Source organism: Pseudenhygromyxa sp. WMMC2535 (assembly GCF_011083025.2).
Genome location: NZ_JABJWV010000001.1, coordinates 1,647,581 through 1,668,245, shown reverse-complemented (window position 1 = coordinate 1,668,245; position 20,665 = coordinate 1,647,581). Strand labels below are relative to the sequence as shown.

The following is a 20,665-nucleotide window of genomic DNA, read 5'->3' as shown; positions in this document are numbered from 1 at the left end:
GCCCGAGCCTCTCACCAAAAAGCCAGCCCGCGATGGGCTGGCTTTTTTGTTGGTGAGAGATGCGAGTGGTGGACCCGGGGGCGGCTCAGCGCTCGATCACCAGGCTGCGCTCGCCGGCCTCGAGCTTGATCCGCAGCTGCCCGCCGAGCTCGTCGGCGACGAAGAGCCAGCCGCGCTCGGCGGCCGCGAGCGCGCTCGCGTCGGCGACCTGGGCGATGGCGCCGTCTTGGTCGTGGACGCCCGTCGGCGCCTGGTCCATGGCGATCACCTCGATCTCGACGCCCTGGACGAAGACCGCCCCGGGGCTGAGCGCGACCTCGAAGCTCGCCCCCGCGTCGCTCGTGTGGACGGTCGTGCCGTCGAAGAGCGCGGCCTCGCGCGAGGCCCCGGGGGTGGTGCGGATCGTCAGCGGGCCGGGATCGGTGGCGTAGGAGTCGACCTCGCCCGCGGCCGTTCCCGGCGCGGTGGTCGGGGCGAGGCTGTCGATGGTCGGGCGGAGCATGGCCACGATGTCGCCGGCGCGCAGCAGCAGGGGCGGGCGACCCAGGGGCGCGTCGACGCTGGCGAGCAGGGCCCCCGGCCCGGGGTTTTCGAACACCTCGCCGGTGAACCAGTGCACCCAGCGGCCCGGCGGCAAGTAGAGGGCGCGCTCGCTCGCGCCGGCCTCGACGACCGGGGCGCAGAGCAGGGCGTCGCCGAGCATGTAGTCGTAGCGCGGGTGCACGCCGAGCTCGGGGTAGGCCAGGCCCAGGGGGCGAACGATCGCGCGCCCGTCGGTCGCGAGGTCCTCGATCTCCGTCCACAGATAGGGGAACAGGCGCATGTGCAGCCGGGTCAGCGCGCGGTAGCTGGCGAGGATCTCGTCGTCGAAGTCCCAGGCCACGTCGTTGCTGTTGGTCCCGATCTGCATCACGGGGGTCAGCGCCGTGTGCTCGAACCACCGCGCGAAGGTCTCGGGGCTCGGGGGCGCGTGGCGGTAGCCGCCGGTGTCCGAGGCGAAGAGCGGGAAGCCGCTCGGGCCCAGGGAGCTGCCGGCGACGACGGCCGCCGGCAGCCCGCCGACGCCGGCGTAGACCTGGCCGTCGATCTCGAAGCTCTCGCCGTGGGTGGTCATGGTCGCGTCGAGGTCCCCGGGCCAGATCACGTCGACGTTGACCTGGTCCCCCGCCGAGCCGGCTCGGGCGAGCAAGAAGCCGCCCTCGGCCGGGAGCAGCTCCTGGTAGGCGCGGTGGTAGAGCCGCGGGTAGCCCTTGTGCATGGTCCGCTCGCTCGAGCCGTCGGCGAAGGCCCAGGTCGTGCGCAGCCCGTTGAGGCCCACGGTCACGTCCTCGCCGTAGTCGAGCTTGAAGCCCTCGACGCCCATGTCGGTGTAGAGCTGGATCTGCGCCTGCCACCAGTCGAAGGCGTCGGCGTTGCTGAAGTCGATCGGCTCGCCCCAGCTCGAGGTCAGCAGCGCCGACTCGGGCGGGAACAGGCCCATGAGCTCGGCCTGCTCGCGCAAGCTCGCCACGGCGGGGTTGTTGGGGTCGAGGTAGGGCGTGTGCCACAGGGCGAAGCGCAGGCCGAGGGCGTGGGCCTCGTCGATCATCGCCTGGGGAGCGGGGAAGGGCGCCGCGTCGAAGTCGAAGCTGTTGACGCCGCTGGCGTAGGGCCGGTCGACCCAGATCCCCGAGGTCGCGAGGTCGAGCGCGCGCAGGGTCTGCATGTCGGCGAGGACCTCGGCCTGGTCCTCGTTCTCGTCGCGCCAGATCCACGGGCCCAGGGCCCAGGGCGCGGGCCGGTGCGGCGTCCCAGTCAGCGCGTAGTAGTGGGCCGCGATGTCGAGGGGGTGGTCGGCGGCGAAGAGGTGAAATTGCAGGCCCGCGCCGGAGTCCGGCCCGGTGCCCACGGTCGCGCGCAGGCGGTCGGCGTCGCTTTGCGCCACGTCGAAGACCATGGCGTGGTCGTCGGCGAGGTAGAGCCCCCAGCCATTGGTGCCGGTGATGAAGGGCACCGGCACGTGGGCCTCGTTGTTGGCGCTCTCGAGCGCGGCGTCGTACTCGAGCTGCAAGGCCCGGGTGCGGCCGCGGTGCTCCGGGCTGTCGAAGACCTCGCCGAGGCCATAAAAGCCCTCCTCGCTGTCGACGACGGGGGCGAGGCGGAGCATGGCCACGCTCGAGCCCTCGCCCTCGCCCTCGCCCTCATCCGCGGGGATCCACGTCGCGGCGAAGCGCCCCGCAGCCTGCTCCTCGACGACCAGCTGGGTGCGGGCGCCACCTTCGAAGATCAGCGTGGCCTCGACCCGCGTCGGCCCGGCCTCGATGGTCTCGGCGGACTCGACCGCGCGCCAGGCCGCGGGCTCGACGAAGGCCGGGTCGTAGCTCGAGCTCTCGACGATGGCCGCGACCTCCCCGAGCAAGAAGGCGTCGGCGGGGAAGCGCAGCAACACGGTCTCGCCGCGCAGCAAGGCCAGCTCGGGGCCGGCCTCGTCCCAGGCCAAGGTGATGGGCTCCGGGTCTGGATCGGGCTCGGGGCCGCCCTCGGACTCCTCGCTGGAGCCGCCGATGTCGCTGAGATCGTCCTCGGTCTCGCCCTGGCCGTCGGCGGCAGGATCCCCGGCGCAGGCGAGCAGCCCGGCGCAGAGGATGGGCCAGAGCTTGGGGCGAGCGTCGGGGGGAGATCCAGCGGGCACAGGCATCGCGCGATGGTAGCGGATCCCCGGCGCCCGCCGCCCCGGGCCAGGTTTGGCTCTGGGCCCGCGTCTCGGGGCTCAGCGCCGGCGACGAAGGGGCGCGAGCAGACCGAGGAGCAGCAGGCCCATGAGCCCGGCGCCGCCCGGCGCGTCTTCCACGGCGCAGCCGCGCTTGCTGGGCTCGCTCGGCTCGGGGCCGCCGTCGGCCTGGGCGGACCCGTCTTCGCCGCCGTCCGCGATGATGGGCTCGGGCTCGGGCTCGGCCGGCTCGACGGGGCCGTCGTTGCCCGCTTCGGCCGGCCCGTCGAGGCTGTCGATGTTGGCCTCGAGCTCGGCGAGGTCCGCGGTCCCCTGGTCGGAGCTCAGCAGGGTCGAGCGAGAGCAGAGGTTGTCGCGGATCGTGCCCGCTTCGTTTTGTCGGGCGTAGATCAACCACTCGCTGCCCGGCTCGCCGTAGTCGCGCCCGCAGGCCGCGCTGTTGTTCGCGGTCTCGACGTTGACGGCGCCATCGAGGTTGCCCTTGAGCGTGCGCGTGACCTCGAAGCTGAAGACCTTGGCGGGCATGTTGGGGTCGCCGCCCTTGGCATCAGATACCCCGGTGAGCTTCGCGGTGAACACGAGGTCGACCTCGCGGGCGCTGGTCAGCGCGCTCTCGGTCCGAATGCACGAGCACGCCTCTGCCACGCGCGGGCTCAGCACCAGGGCCGCGGGCGCCAGGGTCGAGGTCGTGAGGACGATGGCCAAAATCCTGCGTCGCATCAGCGACAAGCTAGCAGGCTGCTGTGGTCCGCGCCGGGTCGGTCTGCGCTGTGAGCTGGCGCAGGTGTGGCACCTGGAATCTCGCCCGACCTTGTCCTACAAGCCTCCCGGGCGCGAAAACGGATGTGATCCTAAATGCTTACGGTATCTGAAGTCAGCAAGGCATACGGCGGCAAGAACCTCTTCGAGGAGGTCAGCACGACCTTCGATCCCGGCAATCGCTATGGCCTCACGGGGGTCAATGGCGCGGGCAAGTCGACCTTCATGAAGATCCTCTCGGGTGACGTCGAGCCCGACAAGGGACACGTCTCCAAGCCCAACAACGCGCGCATGAGCGTGCTCCACCAGGATCACTACAAGTACGCCGAGTCGGTCGTCCGCGACGTGGTGATCATGGGCAACGATCGCCTGTGGAAGGCCCTCGACGAGAAGAACGAGATGCTCGTCGAGGTCGACTACGACAACATGAGCGAGGACCAGGGCATGCGCCTGGCCGAGCTCGAGATGGTGATCGCCGAGGAGGAGGGCTACGACGCCGAGAACCGGGCCGAGGAGCTGCTCGTCGGTCTGGGCATCCCCGCCGAGTTCCACGGCCAGAAGCTCGAGGTCCTCCAGGGCGGCCTGCGCCTGCGCGTGCTCGTGGCCCAGGCGCTGTTCGGCGACCCCGACATCCTGCTGCTCGACGAGCCCACCAACCACCTCGACATCGAGTCGATCCGCTGGCTCGAGAACTTCTTGATCAACTACTCGGGCGTGCTGATCGTGATCTCCCACGATCGCCACTTCCTCAACCGCGTGTGCACGCACACCGCGGACGTCGACTACGAGAACATCATTCTCTACCCCGGCGGCTACGACAAGATGATGCAGCAAAAGGTCGCCTACCGCATCGCGGAGGAGAAGCAGGCGTCCAGCAAGCTCAAGAAGATCTCCGACCTCCAGGACTTCATCCGCCGCTTCGGGGCCAACGCCAAGAAGGCCTCGCAGGCGAGCTCGCGCAAGCGCGAGGTCGAGAAGATCAAGCTCTCGATGTCGGACCTCAAGCGCTCGAACATCCAGCGCCCCTTCATCCGCTTCGAGCTCGCCCGGCCCTCGGGCAAGCTCGTGCTCGAGGTCGATCGTCTGAGCAAGTCCTTCGAGGCCGACAAGCCGGTGCTCGAGGACGTCAACTTCACGCTGACCCGCGGCGACAAGCTGGCCGTGGTCGGGCCCAACGGCGTGGGCAAGACGACCCTGCTCAAGTGCATCGCGGACATCTACCAGCCCGACAGGGGCAGCTTCCGCCTCGGCCACGAGGTCAGCGTGGGCTACATGCCCCAGGACCACGAGGAGGCCCTCGCGGACGCCCAGGGCAAGACCGCCTACGAGTGGCTGCACCAGTGGGACCCCAAGGCCACCGTCGAGGAGGTCCGCGGGGTGCTCGGGCGCATGCTCTTCCCCAGCGAGGACGCCGACAAGCCGATCTCGGCGCTGTCGGGCGGCGAGACCGTGCGCATGCTGATGTCCAAGCTGACCTTGACCAAGGACAACCTGCTGCTCCTCGACGAGCCCACCAACCACCTCGACCTCGAGTCGATCCGCGCCCTCGAGGAGGCGCTGGTCAAGTACGAGGGCACGCTGATCTTCGTGGCCCACGACCAGGCGCTGCTCGAGGAGGTCGCGACCTGCGTGCTCGAGCTCGAGCCCGACGGCAAGTGGGACTTCTTCCCCGGCGGCTACGAGGACTTCCTGCGCAAGACCGGCAAGCTCGACTGATGCGCGCCCGGCTGCTCGCTGTGGCCCTCGCGGGCCTGGTCCCCGCGCTCGCGGGCTGCAAGGCCAAGGGCGGCGAGGCGCCGGGCGAGGACGCCGGGGTCTCGCCGGGGATCGAGCTGCCGGCGCAGCTCGATCCCGCGCCCGCGCCCGCCGACCTGTGCCCGGTGCGGGCCGAGTGCCAGGAGGGCCTCGCCGCCCTCGTCGCGCGCTGTGACGAGGGCGGCAGCGAAGACCAGCCTGGGCGGACCTGCTTCGAGGCCGGCTTCGTCACGCACGTCGTCGCCGGCTCGGCCTACCAGGGCGACGTCGCGGCGCTGACCGAGGAGCTGCTGCGCCTCTACGATCTGTCCTGCGCGCGCGGCTACGGCCACGGTTGCGCGTGGGCGGCGTCCTTGCGCCTGTTTCGCGCGGGCGAGGGCGACCGCGAGCGCGCGCTCGCGGACGCCGAGCAGGGCTGCCGCGCGGGCAGCGGCTCGGGGTGTGTGCTTCAGGCGCAGGCGATGCTCCACGACGAGGCGACGCACCAGCGAGGTGAGGACACGCTGCGCTTTTTGTGTGCGCAGCGTGAGCTCGCCCAGGCGTGTGGCGATCTGGCCCACCTGCACCTCGCGGGCGAGCTGCTCCCGCAGTCGGTCAACGACGCGCTGAGCTTCGCCGAGCGCGGCTGCGCGCTCGAGGGGCCGGCCGCCTGCGCTGCCTTTGCGAGCATCGTCTACAGCTTCGAGTCGCTCGCGGACCTCTCGGCCCAGGCCCTCGACGCGGCCGCCTTTGCCTGCGAGCGCGGCGTGGCGGGCAGCTGCGCGAGCGCGGCCGTGCTCTTCGATCGCGCCCGCGACAAGCTGGGCGCGGACGCGTCCTGGGACGACGCGAGGGTCGTGGATCTGCTCGATCGTGGCTGCCAGGAGCTCGAGAGCCCCGCCGCCTGCGTGCTCCTGGGGATGCTCTACGAGGGCGGCCTCGGCGAGACCTTGCCCGTGGACTTTCAGCGCGCCACCGAGCTCCACCGCTGGGCCTGCGAGCACGGCGACGACGAGGGCTGCCTGCGCCTGGGCGTGGTGCTGAGCAACTCCAAGGACAGCAAGCAGGCCGAGTTTGGCCGCCGCCTGGTCGTGGAGCTGTGCGCCGACGGCTACCCGCCGGCGTGCGCGATGTTGCCTCCGGAGCTGCGCGGGCGCTGACGCGTTGCGCCCCACCGGCCGCGCGGGTGTGTCCCATCGTGCGGCGTGGGGGGGGTGTGAACCCGCTCGTGACGCACGGCCCATCGGCGGGCCGTGGTCGGGGGCCGAGCTGACGCGGGGAGCTTGTGGTCCTATGCTGGGTCTCGGTCGATGGCTGGACAGCTGAAACGAGCGGTGGCCCACGCGCGAGCAGCAAGTGACGACGACGAGCGTCCGCTGGTCGGGCTCGACGCGCTCCCGCGGACGCGCGCCTACCTCGAGAGCCTGCCCCTGGGCCTCGACGGCTACCCCCGGCTGTGGGCGAAGTCGGCGATCGTCCGCCACATCCAAAACAACTCGCAGGTCCGCATCGTCGGCCTGCCCGCCTCGCTGCAAGACTGGCTCGAGCTCCCCACCGACAAGCTGTGGATCCCCCAGGCGCACACCCTGGCGCTGATCCTCGCGCTGGTCGAGGCCCAGGGCTACCCCGCGCACAGCGAGGCCGAGCGTCGATGGATCCGCACGGCCGCCAGCGACCTGTTCAGCTCGCCGCTCTACGCCCTGTTGATGCGGGCGGTCAGCGTGCGCTTGCTGCTGCAGGGCGCCAATTTGCGCTGGTCGGCCTTCTTCCGCGGCTCCACGCTGGCGGCGGAGGTCTACGGCGAGGAGGCCGAGCTGTTCCTGGAGGCCGCCGTCGGCCTCTTCGATCACAACCTCGCCAACATCTTCGCCGAGGTGACCTCCGCGGCGATGGACTTCAGCACGCCGTGCTCGCCCGGGCGTCGCGTCGAGCTCATCGACTGCGCGCCCGGGCGAGTGCACTATCGTGTCAGCTGGTAGCTGGTCGCTGGTCGCTGGCGCGCGCTCAGGCGTTGACGACGATCTTGCGCACGCGGGCCTGGGCGCGCTTGGGCAGGCGCAGGCGCAGCTCACCTTGCTCGAAGTTGGCGTCGATGGCGTCGAGGTCGACGTCATCGCCGAGGGCGAAGCTGCGCCGATATTCGAGCTGCTCTCCGCGGGCGACCAGGCGCAGCTCGCCATCTTCGACGGTCATCTCGAGGGCGTCCTTGGCCACCCCGGGGAGGTCGGCGACGAGCAGGAATTCGCCGTCGCTCTCGAACACGTCGACGAGGGGGTAGACGACGGCCCCCGTGGGCTGGGCTTGGGCTTGGGCCTGGGTCTGGGTCTGGGTGGTCTGGGCTCGAGTGCTCATGATGAAGTCTCCTCTTCGGGTGGGTGGGTGCTCAGGCGGCCGCGATCGCGATGGTCCGCGGGGCTGCGCTGGCGTGCTTGGGCAGGCGGATGGTCAGCTGGCCGTCTTGCAGCTTGGCCGCGACGGCCTCGCCGTCGATGCGCTTGGGCAGGGCCACGCGTCGCTCGATGCGGTAGCCGGCGCGCTCGCGGCGGATCGCCTGGAAGCCCTCGGGGGCCTCGACCTGGCGCTCGGCGACGAGCTCGACCCAGTCCTCGCCCACGCGCACGTCGAGGTCCTCGGGGCTGATCCCCGGCAGCTCGGCGCGCAGCTCGAAGGCGTCCTCGCGCTCCTCGAGGGTCAACTTGGCCGGCTTGCGCACGAAGTGGGTCTTGCGGCCGCGGGCGGGGAGCATGGCGTCGAAGAGCATGTCCATGGTCCGAAGGTGATCGTTGGGGGTGAAGCGGTGCATCAACATTTCGAATCTCCTGGTGACGTAGCCCTGCCTCGCTTCGCTGAGCGTGCTCGTGAGCGACACTCGAGGAAGGGGGTGGTCGCCTGGGGCGACCCGTTGAAGGTGGTGGTGGTCGGGGGCGCCCGGCTTGGGCGGTGCTCCCCGGCACGGGCACGAACCTGTGCACGCGCTCGCGGGCGTCAACCCCCGGCGGCAAAGTCCCGGGGCATCGAGCCAGCTCACATGCCGTGGCGTGGCCTCCGCCGGCCGCGACGGCGTTCTCGGGCTGTTCTCCGCGGCCCCGCCGAGCGCCGCGAAGCGGCCGCACAAAAGCGAATTCTCCGGTGATATCGTGACGTGGTGTCAATGTTGCTCGCCCTCGCCCTCGCCTCGTCGAGCGTCGTCCCCCCACAATCGGGGGGGACACAGGACCCGGGGATCCTCGTCACGCCAGCCGCGGTCGAGGTGCCCGACGAGAGCGGAGGAGGGGAGGGCGAGCCCGAGGTGGTGAGCGAGGCGGCGTGGGTCGGCGGCTCCGTGGCGCAGGTCCCGGGGATCGAGCTGGCCAAGCCCGCGTCCGCGCCGGTCGTCCCCATGACCGTGGGCGTGGTCGCCCCGCCCAAGCCCATGTCCGGCGTCGGCCTGCTGTCCTTGTCGTCGATGATCTTCATGGTCGGCCTGAGCACCCACGTGACCGCGGGCGTCGTCCAATCGGGCTACTGCAAGGGCTGGCGGGCGCGCGGCTACAATACGGCTCACGGCTGCTTCCATGACAACGAGCCGTGGATCGCCCACGGGGCGTCGGGCTTCGCCTACGGGAGCTCGCTGATCCTGGCCGGGGTCGGCGGGGCGGCGCTCGGGCGCCGCGACGCCTGGGAGTCGGTGGTCGGGGATCACCGGCAAAGGAACGCGCGGGCGAGCGTCGGCGTGGGGGCGGTGCTCGTGGCCTTCGGCGTCGCGGCTGGCGTGGCCGAGGCGGCCCTGCTCCCGCGCGAGCTCTACACCTACTGCTCGAGCTACGCCTGCGAGGTCGACCGCCGCCAGACTTACTATGGCCTCGCGGGGGCCAGCGCCCTGGGGCTGACGGTCGGGACCGGGCTGATGACCTACGGCGTGGCCTACCGTCGGCACCGCGAGGGCTACCTGGGCTCGCTGCGTTGGAGCCTGAGCCCGCGGGCCTCGGCGCGCTTGCTCGGGGCGAGCGCGAGCCTGCGCTTTTGAGGCTCAGGCCGAGGACGCGACGGGACTGCTGGCCGCGTTGCCCGGGACCTGGACGTCGAGGAGCGAGAGGACCTCGTCGCGGAGCGCCTCGAGGGGCAGGGGCTTGTGCAAGATCCGGTCGAAGCCGGCCTGGCGCAGGTCCTCGAGGGCGTAGTCGTGGTAGCCCGAGAGCAGCACGAAGAGCGGGAGCTCGTCGAGGGCCGCGCGGGCTGCCTCGAGCATCTCGACGCCGGACTTGCCCGGCATGCGCATGTCGGTGAGCACGAGCTCGTAGCGCCCGCTCAACAGGCGCTCGAGGCCCACCTGCCCGTCGCGGGCCTCGTCGCACTCGATGCTGAAGCCAGCGAACATGCGGGCCAGGGCCATGCGCAAGATCGCGTCGTCCTCGACGATCAAGATCCGGGTGGTGGTGCGGAGCATGTCGTTCATCCTGGGCCCTGTCCCCGGGGGATGTGCAGTTCGAAGGTCGTCTGCGCCGCCGAGGCGACGTGGATCAACTTGGCGCCCATCTTTTCGGCCAGAGACTTGGACAGGCTCAAGCCCAGGCCGGTGCCCTTGCCTGGGGCCTTGCTGGTGACGAAGGGGGTCATGAGCTGGGCTTCGATCTCGGGGGGGAGGCCGGGGCCGGAGTCGGTGACGCAGCAGGTGACGCTGCTGTCGCTGGCGTCGACATGTAGCCGAACCCAAGGTGGGGCGCCGCCAGTTTTTTCTTTGCCACCTTCGACGGCGGCGTCGAGGGCGTTGTTGAGCAGGTTGAGGAGAATCTGACCAATGTCAGCGGGCCGGCCGAGGGCGCAAGCCTGGCCGGGGCCGACACCCTCGACTCGAAAGTCGACGCCCTCGGCACGGAAGCGAGCGCCGCACAGCTCGACCTGCTGATCCGCGAGCGCGCGGATGTCGACCGGGACCAGGGGATCGTCGGGGCTGTGGCGGCTGACAGTGCGCAGGGCGCCGACGATCCGCGCGATGCGGTGCGTGGTCGCGAGCAGGCCCGCGTTGCACTCACGGACGAACTCGAGATCGGGAGACTGGTCGGACGCTCGCGCAGCCAGCTCCTGGGCCATGAGCTGGCTGTTGACCATCAGGCTCTGCAGCGGCGTGTTGAGCTCGTGGGCGATGCCCCCGGCCATCAGCCCGAGGGCCGCGAGCCTGGCCTCGCGCTCGTCGGCGAGGCGGGCCTCCACGGCCTGGGTCACGTCCTCGTAGGTGATCAAGATGCCGCCGTCCCTGGTGTCGAGGCTGCGCCACCACGGGCGGATCGACCAGCGCAAGAAGCGACGCCGCCCGTCGCGGCCGACGATGGGATCTTGCTCGGCGGTGACCCGCTCACCTCGCTGTGCGCGGCGCCTGGCGACATCCCATTCTTTGGGTAGTGGTGCGCCGAGCTCCTCGGGGGTGTGCGCGATGAATGCGCGGTCGTGAAGACCGTGGAGGTGCAGCCACGCGTCGGAGGCGGCGAGGTAGCGCCCCTCCCCGTCGAACATCGCAACGGCCGCCGGGAGGTGGCGGACCAGCTCCACGAGCAGCTCGCGGTGGCTGGAGAGCACGCGCTTGGCCTGCTCCGTCGCCGTGCAGTCGAAGTGCGTGCCCGTGAATCGAATCGCCTCGCCCGTGGCGTCTCGCCCCGAGATCCGCCCACGGTCGAGGATGTAGATCCACTCGCCGTTGGCGTGGCGCATGCGATGTATATTTTCGTAACAGTTTGTTTTGCCCGCGAAGTAGGCCTGGATGTCGGCGTAGCAGCCGGCGATGTCGTCGGGGTGGACGCGCTCCTCCCAGGTCGAGAGGCTCATGGGCGTGTGCTTGTGGTCCAGACCGAGCATTTCACACCAGCGGCGATCGAACTGAACGGAGTTATCGCGGAGATCCCAGTCCCAGATGCCCAAAGACGCGCCGTCGAGGGCGAGGTTGAGACGGTCGATGAGCTGCTCGTTGCTCAACGAATCCAGGAATTGCTCGAGGTTCATCGTCCTCTAGGCGCGACCATCATCGCCCTCGCTGGCTAGCCAAAACCCCACGTTCGCATGGTGACACAATTTTGGACCAGGCGACAACCTGGCCGTCGCGACCAACCCCCGCGAGCGACCAGTTTGGCCCCCGGCAAAAAGCGCGGGGTGACTCCCCCAAACAGAGGCTTGGGCTATCCTCCGCGGCCATGAGCGAGGCGCTCTCGATCGTCCTGTCCGGCGGTGGTTGCAAGGCCTTTTGGGCCATGGGCGCCTACGACGTGCTGGGTGATGTGTTACCGCAGGTGACCCATTGGGCCGGAGTCAGCGCCGGCGCCGGGATGGCCTTGGCGAGGGCCGCCGATCGCTTCGACGAGTGCCTCGAGCTGTTCTTGGAGGCGGTCGAGCACAACGCTCGAAACGTCTATCCACAAAAGATCCTCAAGCGCGAGCGGGCCTTCCCCCACGACGACATCTACCGCGCCGCGGTCCGACGTGTGTTCCACGAGGGCGGCTTCGAGCGCCTGCGAGCGGGCGCGCCGGTCTACATCCTGCTCAGCTACATCAAGGCCGGCTATCCGCAGCTGCCGACGAGCTGGAGCGCCGTTCGCAAGTTCGCCGAGGCTCGCAAGCGCAAGGACCTGCACGGTCCCGAGGCGGTCCCCCGGGGGATCGGTCAGCAGGTGGTCTGCTCGCGCGACGCCATCGACACCGAGCAGCTCCTCGACTGGGTGATGATGTCCTCGACGATCCCCCCCTTCACGCGAGTCCAGCGGCGGGCCGGCCGAACCTATCTCGACGGGGGGCTCATCGACAACGCCCCGATCCGTGCGCTGCCCGCCGAGGCGCGCGGCGAGGGTCGCAAGGTGCTGTGTCTGATCAGCCACGCCAAGCCCACGCCCACGGGCTCCGTGCGCGCCCCGAGCGGCGCGCAGGTGCTCTACCTCGCCGCGCGCCGCGAGCTGCCCGTGCGGATCTGGGACTACACTTCTCCCGAGCGGATCCGAGAGATCATCGAGATCGGACGAGAAGACGGCGCGGCGCACCGAGGGCGCCTGGAGGCGTTCTTGAATGGCTGAACCAGACAGTCGATTTTTTCAGGCCAACGAGCGCACGCTCTTGGCGTGGCTGCGCACCGGCTTGGGGCTGTCGGCCTTCGGCTTCGCCGTGGCCAAGTCGGGCGCGCTGATCCGGGTGCTCGCCCCGGGCACCGCCGAGCACCCGCTCAACGCGTGGCTCGGGGTCGCGCTGGTGCTCGCGGGGGTGATGGCGATGAGCGTCGGCTTGCTGCGCTACCACCGGGTCCACAGCGCCCTGCGTGAAGGACGATCGGTGCCCGACTCGGCGACGGCGGTAACCGTGCTGTCAATTTTGACCATCGTGGTCGCGCTGCTGCTGGCGGTCTACCAGCTGATCTCCTGAGCTGGGCCACGCTCTATACGTAGAGCCCCGAGCCAGTTTTATCGCGCCCCGTGACGCTGCTGCGTCGCGTCTGGGGTGCTGCCCTGATACTGTCGAGCGGCGACGAGTGGAGCCGAGATGGCGGTCAGCGATGAGGTGAGCGACGAGGTGGACGAGGGCATCACGTTGTCGAGCGCCAGGAGCTCGAGCGCGAGACTGCTGGCGAGCGCCCTGCCCCCGCTGCGGGAGGGGGTGCCGCGCTCCGTGGGTCGCTATCTGCTGCTCGAGGAGATCGGCAAGGGCGGCATGGGCACGGTGTACTCGGCCTTCGACCCCGAGCTCGAGCGCACCGTCGCCATCAAGCTGATCGACGCGCCCACGAAGCGGGGGGACGAGGGGCAGGGCAGGCGCGGCGACGCCTACCGACGGCTGCGGCGAGAGGCCCAGGCCATCGCCCAGGTCTCGCACCCCAACGTGATCGCGGTCCACGACGTCGGCGAATTCGAGTTCGCTGGCCGCCGGGGGCTGTTCATGGTCATGGAGCTGATCGACGGCAGCGATCTGAGCCGCTGGCTGGGTGCGCGGGAGCGCAGCGTCGCCGAGATCCTCGACGTGTTCATCCAAGCGGGGCGCGGGCTCGAGGCCGCGCACGCCAAGGGCATCGTGCACCGCGACTTCAAGCCCACCAACGTGCTCGTCGACGGGCGCGGGCGGGTGCGCGTGCTCGACTTTGGCCTCGCGCGTGGCGAGGGCGAGGGGGAAGGCGAGCGCGGGGAAGCAGAGCGCGGGGAAGAAGAGCGCGACCTCGACGTGGGCGAGATCGACGAGAGCGTGGCGGTCGCCCGCCTGCTTCGCGAGCGCGGCGAGGGCAAGGACAGCGCCGGCGAGTCGGCCGCGGCGCTCAGCGTGGGCCGCTCGCGGGGGAGCGCGAGCATGCTCAGCGTCCCGCTGACTCGCCACGGCGCGATCATGGGCACGCCGCGCTACATGTCGCCGGAGCAGCACATGACCGCCGGCGTCGACGCGCGCAGCGATCAGTACAGCTTTTGCCTGGCGCTCTACGTGGCCTTGTTCCGCAAGCTGCCCTTCGACGAGAGCAACGCCAAGGCGTTGATCACCAGCAAGTTCGCGGGGGTCCAGGAGTGGAGCGCGCCCGAGGTCCCGGGCCACGTGATCGCGGCCCTCCAGCGCGGCCTCGACCTCGACCCCGAGCAGCGTTGGCCGGACATGGGCAGCCTGGTGGCGGCGCTGGCCGACGACCCCAAGGGGCGGCGACGTCGACGGATCGCTGTCTTCGCGGGCGTCGGCGCCCTGGCGGTGGCCGTGGCCGCGGGGGTGCTCTGGGATCGCCAGGCCGTGGCGAGCTGCGCGGATCAGCGCGCGTGGATCGAGCAGGCCTGGGGCCCGCGCCAGGTCGCGGCGGTCGAGCAGGCCTTCTCGGCGGTCGAGCGTCCCTACGCGGCCAAGGCCCTCGAGCAGGTCCGCGGCGAGCTCGATCGCTACGCCGAGGTCCTGGCCGGTGGTCACGAGGGTCTGTGCCTCGACGAGCACCGTGGTGGCCTCTCCGACGCCGTACTCGCTGCGCGCGCGGCCTGTTTCTCGGAGGACCTCGCGCGTCTTCAGGCCGTGGTCGCGCGCTTCTCTGCCGCCGGCGCGGAGGGGGGCACCAAGGGGCAGGGGGGGAGCGAGGGCGTGGTCGAGCGCGCGGCCGAGGTCTTGAGCGTGCTCCCGGATCCAGAGGCCTGCGCCGCCCTCGAGCGCCCCCAGGCGCACACGGTCTTCGACCCCGCGGCCCGCGAGGCGATCGAGACCGAGCTCTTCGACCTCGAGCTGCTGTCCGCCGCCGGAGAGCGGGCCGCGGCCATCGAGCACCTCGGCCCGCTGCTCGAGCGCGCGCGCAGCCTCGACGACGCCTACACGCTGACCTCGGTGTTGATCCGCGCTGGCAGCATTCAGGCCTCCGTCCACGAGGACGAGGTCGCCGAGCAGCTGCTGTCGGAGGCGGTGATCTCGGCCGAGACCTTGGGCGCCCACGACCTCGCGATCGACGCGCTCACCGGCCTCGCTCGCGCGCTCACGGATCGCCGCGGTCGCTGGGACGACGCCCAGCGCAGCCTCGACTTCGCCCGGGCCAAGTACGCCCGGGAGCCGGGCGGCAGCGACGGCGAGTGGATCCTCCACTACATCCAGGCCTCGATTCACGTCCAGCACGAGCGCAAGCCCGAGGCCATGGCCGAGTACGAGCGCGCCCTCGAGTTCGCGCTCGGCGAGCCGCCCATGGTCCGCGCGCGGATCCTCCACGCGCTGGCCTTCACCGAGGCGCGGGCCGGCAAGCCCGAGCAGGCCGAGGCTCACGCCGCCGAGTCCATCGCCCTGCGCGTCGAGGTCTACGGCCCCGAGCACCCCAACTTGATGTATCCGCTGCGCGCGATGGCCGAGATCGCCCGGGATCGCGGGCACTACGACGACGCCCTCGCCCGCCTGGATCGCGCCAGGGCCCTGGGCGAGGCGCGCTACGGCCCCGACAGCGTGCTGCTCGTCGAGCCCCACGCCGAGAAGGCGGTGACCCTGCGCAAGCTCGGGCGCTACGAGGAGGCCCTGGCCGAGTACGAAGAGGCCGCGCGCCTGCGCCGGGTCAACCAAGACGAGGATCTCGGCGAGACCTTGAGGATGCAGTCGCAGGTGCTCACGCGCCTGGGCCGAAACGAGGAGGCCCTGGCCCGCGCCGACGAGGCCCTGGCCGAGCACCGCGAACACCACGGGAGCGACGAGCAGGTGCCCTGGCTGCGCGCGCGCTTCGTGATGCACCGGGGCGAGGCCCTGCTCGGCCTCGGCCGCTACCGCGAGGCGCTGATCGACTTCGAGCGCGCCGCCGAGCTGCGCACCGCCGAGAAGTCCGACAGCTTGCTCGTGCGGATCTGGGTCGGCGCTGGCGAGGCGTGCCTCGGCCTCGGTGAGCTCGAGCGCGCCGCCGAGCTCTTCGCGCGCGCCCGGGCCCACAACGAAGCCGACGAGGGCGAGGGCGGCCGGACCCTCGCGCGCCTGGACCTCGGCCTCGCTCGGGTCAGCCACGACCCCGACGAGCGCCGGCGCCTCGCCCAAGCTGCGATCGCCGGCTTCACGGACGCGGGGGGCGACGAAGACCTCGCCGAGGCGGCGCGGGCCTGGCTGGCCGAGGTCGAGGGCGACCGGTGACGCCCGAAGTACGAGCAGAAGCTGGTTTGGGGCGCGAGGCCGATCGTCTCGGGCAGCTGCTCGCGCGCCATCCTTTCGTGATCCTCGACGGCGGCCTGGCCACCGAGCTCGAGCGCTGTGGCTGCGACCTGGACGACCCGCTGTGGTCGGCCAAGCTCCTCCTCGACGAAGATGAGCCGCACCTGCTCGAGGTCCACCGTCGCTGGCTGGCCGCCGGCGCCGAGGTGATCACCACCGCCAGCTACCAGGCCACGCTCTCGGGCCTGCGCGCCCGCGGGCTGAGCGAGGACCAGGCCCGGGCGGCCCTGCGTCGCAGCGTGCGTCTGGCCCAGCGCGCCGTCGCCGACCACACCCAGCACCCGCACCCGCACCCGCGCGCCGTCGCGGCCTCGATCGGCAGCTATGGAGCCCACCTCGCCGACGGCTCCGAATACCGCGGCGGCTACGGCCTCGACCCCGCGAGCCTCGCCGACTTTCACCGCCCCCGCCTGCTCGAGCTCAGCGCCGCCGCCCCGGACCTCCTCGCCTTCGAGACCATCCCCGACGCCGAGGAGGCCCGCGCCATCGCGGCGCTCTTGCGCGAGCGCCCGGGCCCGCGCGCCTGGGTCTCCTTCTCTTTGCGCCCCGGCGCCAGCGCGCCGCGCCTGGCAGACGGCACCCCCCTCGAAATCGCCGCCGCGCCTTTGCTCGGCATCCCCCGCGTGGCCGCCCTCGGGGTCAATTGCCTGGGACCCCACGAGGTCCTCCCCGCCCTCGAGACCCTGGCCGCCCTCGCCCCCGGCCTCCCCCTCGTCGCCTACCCCAACAGCGGCGAGCGTTGGGTCGCGGGTCAGTGGGGCGAGGGCGAGCTCGAGCTCGCGACCTACGTCGCCTTGGCCGAGGGTTGGTGGCGCGCCGGGGCCCGGCTGATCGGCGGCTGCTGCCGCACCCGGCCCGCGCACATCCAGGCCCTCGCCGAGCGCCGCGCGCGACTGTGAGGCCAGCGCGAATGCTTGGCCAACCGGCGGGCCACCGTCCCGTCACCCGGCCAGATGCTCCTCAGCGTCCGGCTTTGACTCGAATCCCGTAAACCAGGCCGATTTCTGAGCCGACTCTGCACTATTGGGCGCTTGATCTGAGCGAGGGAACGGCGTCGGTCCGGGGTCGCTATCCGCAGATGGCCGGCCCAGGTTCGGGACATGGCTACCCGGAAACCCCGCACCCCGTCCCGCACCCCAAACCCTGCGTTCGGCCGCTACGTCCGTTCGCTCCGACGCGCCCGCGGGCTCACCCAAGAAGAACTCGCCGAAGCTGCCGGCCTCGCCCCCAGACACGATCCGTCGGCTCGAGCGCTGCGAATTCTCGCCGTCGCTCGACACGCTCACAAAGCTGGCCGCCGGCCTGCGGTTGTCGATCTCGACGCTCTTCCTGGCCTACGAACCCGGCGAGATCGGGACGACCCGCCAGCTGGTCGAGTACGTCGGGGCGATGGACTCGCACGAGGTCAACATCGCGGTCCGCGTCCTGGCGCTGCTGGTCAACCTTCTGAACGCGTCCGAGGGAGGCCCCGACGATGGCCGGTGTGGGTCAAGCGGCACAAGGAGGCCGGGACATGGCCGCAGTGATCATCCCCCTGGACCCCGAGCGCGTCGACGTCGACGACTTGGCGCCGCACGTGCGCGAGTTGCTGACCTGGTTCGACGGGGACGTCTCGCCCGAACTTGCGGGGCTCGTGCGCTTCGCTCCGGCCGGCTTGCTCGAGCACGAGCGCACGGCGCTGCGTGACGCCCCCTGCGCGCCGACGCTGTGGTCGATCGGGGCGATCGTCGAGCACGTGCTCGTGCCGCTCGCCTGGGGTTGGCTCACGAACGGGGCGCCCGTGCCCGACGATCTCGGCGCGGTCCTGGTCGATCTGCTCGCCGATCCCCGACTCGACGCGGACGTCCGGTGGGAGATCGAGACGATCCTGGTCGAGTGCGAAGAGGCTGCGACGTTGAACTGACGCAGACGGCGCACACGCCGTGATCTAGCAACGTGCTCCGTGCTTGGCCGCACGCCGACAGCCTTGTAGTTGGGCCAAGCGCACGCAACCCCACCCCAGGGAACCTGGCCGCGAGGATGGGCCGGCTGCCTTCTGAACAGGTTCTTGTCACGATGGGCTGGTTGAGTGCTACACATTATGGAGATGAGGAGGGACCTCACCAGGCGGAAGATGCTCACCGAAGGCACCCTGTCGGTTTCGGCAGAGCAGTTGCGCGACCAAGATCTTGCGGCCCTGCTTGTCCTCGCCGGGACCGCTGCCCTGATCGCCACCGTCGCAAAGTTGGTCAGTGAGCGCGTGGAGTCCAGCGGCGAGGATGATGTCAGGCGCGAGGTTGAGCACATCGTGACTCGTGCAGCACGACGCGCGCGCTCCGCAGAGAACTACCGTTTGTCGCCAGCAGGCGCGTTCGTGCATGGCCTCGGAGATCTGATCGACTTCTACCCAGACGCAGAAGACGGCTCCGCCTACGGCCCATCGCCAGCAAAATCAAGCCGTCGAGTTGGCCGTGTCGCTCAATCCCGACAAACTGGTTGAGCAACTGCTCGACCAGGGTATGACAGAGCAGCAGATCACCGATCTCGTGGCTCAAGAGATCCTGAGGTCTCGGCGTCATGAACCAGAGTCTGGGGCCAAGGCTAACGACGACGCCGCGGACCAACCAGACCGCACCCCTGACGACGACGCACCGTACAAAGCCGGCGAGACCAGCGCGGTTGGAATCGAGCGTAGCGAGCCAAGCGGCCCGACCGAGACGAAAGCCGCGGATGTCATCCGTCGCGTAGTCCAGCAGGTCAACGCCTCCGATCCGGACGGACCCCGTGAGGCCATGGTCCTCATGAGTGAGTACCTAAGTGAGTCACACAGCGGGCCGCTGCCGTCGCCGCGTCAGGCGTTGGCGTATGAGAGCATCCTTCCCGGGTTCACGGAGCGATGCCTTGTCGACTACGAGGCAAACAACCAGGCCATGCGAAATAGCCTCGCAAAGCGAGATCGCAGGCTCGATAGGGGACAGGTTTTTGCACTCGTCTTCGCGCTCACATGTCTGTTGTGCGGGCTGACCTTCGCCGTGTTGGGTTACGCAAAGGTTGGAGGGGCGGTAATCGTCGGTGTTATTGGTGCGGTCGTGAGCGCTTTCCTGGCGACCAAGAAGAGGCCGGCCAAGGCACTGCGTGAGTCCACCGAGGAGGCGGACACTGATCGGTGATGTGGTCCGGTGGTGCATTCAGGCGCCAGCGACCTGCATCCATGAGTTCGGCCACGTGTTCGACCCCGGGCACTCGGCCCCGTCGGCAAGGTGGCCCCACGCCGCACCCGACCGCCGCGTCAGCACCCGGGCCCCGCAGTGCCCGCACGTGATCCGTCGGTGATCGTCGCGACGTCGCGCTACTTGGCCCGCTTGCGCGCCTTCTTCTTGCCGGCCTTCTTGCGGACCGGGAACGTGCGCTCGGTGTTCCAGTACGGGCTCTTGCACTTCGGGCAGACCCGCGGGAGATCCTCGGCTCTCCTCAAGGTTTAGTGGGTCCAGAATGGGTAGATGTGGGCAGGATACGCATGAATGCCGCCACAGCATAGAAACAGCATGGAGATGAGCGAGGCGGCCGAGTGGAAGCCGTAGGACCGGCGGGTGATCGTCCGGGCCTTGCCGTTGAGACCCTCGACGCGGCCGTTGTTGAGGCGGTCGCGGACGTACTCGAGGATGCCCTCGCGGTGCTGGCGTATGGTCCGCGCGAGCTTGACGAAGGGACGCAGGCGCGAGCGGCTGGCCCAGCTGAGCCACTCGTCGAGCTTGGACCGAGCGAGCCAGATGTAGCGGCAGTCGAGCACCGCAGCGAGAGCCTCCTCGAGCAAATAGGCCCGGTAGATGCGCTGGTTGGTCCGCTGGAGTTGGTCGAGCTTTCGGCTCTCGAAGTCGGTGAGGTTCCAGGGGTTCTTCAGCAGGGCCCAGCGAGTCTTCTTCAGCGCCTTCTTGTCGTCGACCTCGGCCTCGCGGACCTCATCGCGGCGGACCTCATCGACGGCCTTCGAGGCGAGGCGCTGGACGTGGAAGCGGTCAAAGATGATCGTCGCTTCGGGCGAGGCCTCGGTCACGGCCTTGATGTACGCGGCGCTCATGTCGATGGTCACCGCCTCGAGCTCGGCGCAGCGCTCGGGGCCCAGGAGCGTGAAGAACTGCGTCAGCGTCTCCGCGCTCTTGCCCTCGGCGGCCCAGATGATCTCGCCGGTCTCGTGATCGACGACGACGGTGACGTACTTGTGATGGCGGCGGTAGCTGAGCTCGTCGACGCCGATGATGCGCAAGCCATCGAGGCGATCGACCTCGCCTCGATGGCGACGGACGACGCGCTGGATGATCTTACCGACCGTCTCCCAGGCGATTCGCATCAGCCTCGTGACGGTGGTCTTGTCGTTGCACTGGGCGAGGTAGGTGGTGTGCGCCTCGAAGGGCTCGGTGAAGCGCGAGCCGGACTCGGCCCAGGGCACGTGTTCGGTCTTGACGCCGCAGTGGCGGCAGTTGACGCGCCGGATCCGATAGCGCAGCACGCACTTGATGCCGGCGAGGTCGAGGTGTCGCCAGCTTCGTGTGCGACCACCTTCGCTCGGGCCTTTGCGACGGCACTCCCCGCAGCGAGCACGATGCCAGGTCGGCTTGACGTCGACGATGAGGCTCTCGGCGGTGAACTCGAGGCCGGAGACGAGCGTGTCTTGGAGAGCGAGGAGGGTTCGGAGTATACTGGTGGCGCGCATCGGGTGTGGGGGCGGGGTTCGGCTGTAGGAACCCGTAGTCTCGCGCCTGCTCCCGTGCGCGCTTCCTTGTTGCCCTCAAACTGCTCTTTTCGGCCACCTACGCCGCCTTCACGACGCGTTCAGGTGCTCTGCCCACCCACAAACTC

At 70.1% G+C, this 20,665-nt stretch carries 19 protein-coding genes; 12 read left to right on the top strand and 7 right to left on the bottom strand.

Translation table 11 applies throughout. The features are described 5' to 3' along the window. Positions 1-85: 85 nt before the first annotated feature. Positions 86-2,677 carry a glycoside hydrolase family 31 protein gene (locus G6O69_RS06265; protein ID WP_172302618.1) on the bottom strand — a complete coding sequence of 864 codons (2,592 nt, stop codon included), beginning with the start codon at positions 2,675-2,677 and terminating at the stop codon, positions 86-88. 72 nt (positions 2,678-2,749) lie between these two features. Continuing rightward, positions 2,750-3,430: an MYXO-CTERM sorting domain-containing protein gene (locus tag G6O69_RS06260; RefSeq protein ID WP_172302617.1), complete on the bottom strand. Its 681-nt coding sequence runs from the start codon at positions 3,428-3,430 to the stop codon at positions 2,750-2,752. Positions 3,431-3,565: 135 nt separating this feature from the next. On the opposite strand from G6O69_RS06260, the gene G6O69_RS06255 reads away from it, so the two are divergent. From G6O69_RS06255 to G6O69_RS06245, 3 genes are all read left to right on the top strand, one after another. Further along, positions 3,566-5,185: an ATP-binding cassette domain-containing protein gene (locus G6O69_RS06255; protein WP_172302616.1), complete on the top strand. Its 1,620-nt coding sequence runs from the start codon at positions 3,566-3,568 to the stop codon at positions 5,183-5,185. Continuing rightward, positions 5,185-6,363, top strand: coding sequence for a tetratricopeptide repeat protein (locus G6O69_RS06250; protein ID WP_172302615.1), 1,179 nt, complete (start codon positions 5,185-5,187; stop codon positions 6,361-6,363). The genes G6O69_RS06255 and G6O69_RS06250 overlap by 1 nt, the downstream gene beginning before the upstream one ends. Before the next feature lie 150 nt (positions 6,364-6,513). Continuing rightward, positions 6,514-7,182, top strand: coding sequence for a hypothetical protein (locus tag G6O69_RS06245; protein WP_172302614.1), 669 nt, complete (start codon positions 6,514-6,516; stop codon positions 7,180-7,182). A 25-nt stretch (positions 7,183-7,207) separates the two neighbouring features. On the opposite strand, the gene G6O69_RS06240 is transcribed toward G6O69_RS06245, so the two are convergent. Together G6O69_RS06240 and G6O69_RS06235 are read right to left on the bottom strand one after the other, a co-directional pair. Then, positions 7,208-7,555, bottom strand: coding sequence for an Hsp20/alpha crystallin family protein (locus G6O69_RS06240; protein ID WP_172302613.1), 348 nt, complete (start codon positions 7,553-7,555; stop codon positions 7,208-7,210). A gap of 31 nt (positions 7,556-7,586) precedes the next feature. Next, positions 7,587-8,012: an Hsp20/alpha crystallin family protein gene (locus G6O69_RS06235; protein WP_172302612.1), complete on the bottom strand. Its 426-nt coding sequence runs from the start codon at positions 8,010-8,012 to the stop codon at positions 7,587-7,589. 336 nt (positions 8,013-8,348) lie between these two features. On the opposite strand from G6O69_RS06235, the gene G6O69_RS06230 reads away from it, so the two are divergent. After that, positions 8,349-9,209 (top strand): hypothetical protein, encoded by an 861-nt coding sequence (locus G6O69_RS06230; protein WP_172302611.1) that lies wholly within the window; start codon positions 8,349-8,351, stop codon positions 9,207-9,209. A 3-nt stretch (positions 9,210-9,212) separates the two neighbouring features. Here the strand turns inward: G6O69_RS06230 and G6O69_RS06225 are convergent, their stop codons facing one another. Together G6O69_RS06225 and G6O69_RS06220 are read right to left on the bottom strand one after the other, a co-directional pair. Then, complete coding sequence (locus G6O69_RS06225) at positions 9,213-9,629, bottom strand: response regulator (protein WP_172302610.1); 417 nt, start codon at positions 9,627-9,629, stop codon at positions 9,213-9,215. A 5-nt stretch (positions 9,630-9,634) separates the two neighbouring features. Further along, entirely contained in the window at positions 9,635-11,176 is a 1,542-nt protein-coding gene (locus tag G6O69_RS06220) for an ATP-binding protein (RefSeq protein ID WP_172302609.1), read from the bottom strand. 188 nt (positions 11,177-11,364) lie between these two features. On the opposite strand from G6O69_RS06220, the gene G6O69_RS06215 reads away from it, so the two are divergent. The 8 genes from G6O69_RS06215 (at position 11,365) to G6O69_RS06180 (ending at position 19,290) form a co-directional block, all read left to right on the top strand. Beyond that, on the top strand, positions 11,365-12,234 hold the full coding sequence (locus tag G6O69_RS06215; protein WP_172302608.1) for a patatin-like phospholipase family protein: 870 nt from the start codon (positions 11,365-11,367) through the stop codon (positions 12,232-12,234). Beyond that, on the top strand, positions 12,227-12,577 hold the full coding sequence (locus tag G6O69_RS06210; RefSeq protein WP_172302607.1) for a DUF202 domain-containing protein: 351 nt from the start codon (positions 12,227-12,229) through the stop codon (positions 12,575-12,577). Before G6O69_RS06215 ends, G6O69_RS06210 begins: the two co-directional genes overlap by 8 nt. A gap of 117 nt (positions 12,578-12,694) precedes the next feature. Beyond that, a complete protein-coding gene (locus G6O69_RS41495) occupies positions 12,695-15,751 on the top strand; it encodes a serine/threonine-protein kinase (protein ID WP_172302606.1) in 3,057 nt (1,018 codons plus the stop codon). After that, positions 15,748-16,728 (top strand): homocysteine S-methyltransferase, encoded by a 981-nt coding sequence (gene mmuM, locus G6O69_RS06200; protein WP_217909779.1) that lies wholly within the window; start codon positions 15,748-15,750, stop codon positions 16,726-16,728. The genes G6O69_RS41495 and mmuM overlap by 4 nt, the downstream gene beginning before the upstream one ends. A gap of 614 nt (positions 16,729-17,342) precedes the next feature. After that, the gene (locus tag G6O69_RS06195) at positions 17,343-17,732 is read left to right on the top strand and encodes a hypothetical protein (protein WP_172302604.1); all 390 of its coding nucleotides are present in this window, start codon (positions 17,343-17,345) and stop codon (positions 17,730-17,732) included. A gap of 210 nt (positions 17,733-17,942) precedes the next feature. Beyond that, a complete protein-coding gene (locus G6O69_RS06190; protein ID WP_172302603.1) occupies positions 17,943-18,308 on the top strand; it encodes a hypothetical protein in 366 nt (121 codons plus the stop codon). After that, complete coding sequence (locus G6O69_RS06185; protein WP_172302602.1) at positions 18,280-18,978, top strand: hypothetical protein; 699 nt, start codon at positions 18,280-18,282, stop codon at positions 18,976-18,978. Before G6O69_RS06190 ends, G6O69_RS06185 begins: the two co-directional genes overlap by 29 nt. A 159-nt stretch (positions 18,979-19,137) precedes the next feature. After that, entirely contained in the window at positions 19,138-19,290 is a 153-nt protein-coding gene (locus G6O69_RS06180) for a hypothetical protein (RefSeq protein WP_176396665.1), read from the top strand. Here the strand turns inward: G6O69_RS06180 and G6O69_RS06175 are convergent. Then, entirely contained in the window at positions 19,287-20,519 is a 1,233-nt protein-coding gene (locus G6O69_RS06175) for an ISL3 family transposase (RefSeq protein WP_172302601.1), read from the bottom strand. The genes G6O69_RS06180 and G6O69_RS06175 overlap by 4 nt on opposite strands. Between the last annotated feature and the right edge of the window lie 146 nt (positions 20,520-20,665).